This is a genomic window from Streptomyces spongiae, from assembly GCF_009377185.1.
GTDB lineage: Bacteria > Actinomycetota > Actinomycetes > Streptomycetales > Streptomycetaceae > Streptomyces > Streptomyces spongiae.
The window spans coordinates 1-1074 of record NZ_VJZC01001105.1 but is presented as its reverse complement, the minus strand read 5'-3'; the positions used below and the strand labels follow the sequence as shown (position 1 = coordinate 1074).

Annotated in this window: 2 protein-coding genes; both read left to right on the top strand. The window is 64.8% G+C overall.

Annotation, left to right across the window (positions count from 1 at the left end):
• Window positions 1-668: DUF3459 domain-containing protein (locus tag FNH08_RS50435; protein ID WP_152778740.1), on the top strand; the 668-nt coding region annotated here is incomplete at its 5' end.
• The coding region (locus FNH08_RS50430) for an alpha-amylase family glycosyl hydrolase (RefSeq protein WP_265579864.1) at window positions 665-1074 on the top strand (410 nt) is incomplete at its 3' end. The genes FNH08_RS50435 and FNH08_RS50430, both read left to right, overlap by 4 nt.

The window sequence follows — 1074 nt, the reverse complement described above, 5'->3', positions numbered from 1 at the left end:
AGCTCACCGAGTACCTGACGGAACTGTCGGGCGAGGCGGCCTCGTACATGCGGCCGAACTTCTTCGTCAACACCCCCGACATCCTGCACGCCTACCTCCAGCAGGGCGGCCGCCCCGCCTTCGAGGTACGCGCGGTCCTGGCCGCCACGATGTCCCCGACCTGGGGTGTCTACAGCGGCTACGAACTGTGCGAGAACACCCCCCTGAAGGACAGCAGCGAGGAATACCTCGACTCCGAGAAGTACCAACTCAAGCCCCGCGACTGGGAAACCGCCGAACGCGAGGGACGATCCATCGCCCCGCTCATCACGTCCCTGAACCTCATCAGGCGACGCCATCCCGCACTGCGACAGCTGCGGGACCTGCACTTCCACCACACCGACAACGACGCGCTGATCGCGTTCAGCAAGCGCACCGGGTCGGACACGGTTCTGGTGGTCGCCAACCTCGACCCCCACCACACCCAGGAGGCCACGGTCTCGTTGGACATGCCGCAACTCGGCCTGGACCGGCATGAGTCCGTGCCGGTGCGCGACGAACTCACCGGCGAGGTCTACCACTGGGGCAGTACCAACTACGTGCGCCTCGAACCCGGACGGGCACCCGCACACATCTTCCACGTGCAGAGGTCGTCGTCGGCACAGAGCGGAGGTTCAGGAACTCCATGACCGTGAACAAGCCCGTCCCTGACACCTTCGAGGACACTCCTGCCAAGGACCGGGACCCGGATTGGTTCAAACGCGCCGTCTTCTACGAGGTCCTCGTCCGCTCCTTCCAGGACAGCAACGGCGACGGCACCGGCGACCTCAAAGGGCTGACCGCCAAACTCGACTATCTGCAATGGCTGGGCGTCGACTGCCTCTGGCTGCCCCCCTTCTTCAAATCCCCCCTCCGCGACGGCGGATACGACGTCTCCGACTACACCGCCGTCCTCCCAGAATTCGGCAACCTCGCCGACTTCGTCGAATTCGTCGACGCCGCCCACCAACGCGGCATGCGCGTCATCATCGACTTCGTCATGAACCACACCAGCGACCAGCACCCGTGGTTCCAGGAATCCCGCAACGACCCCGA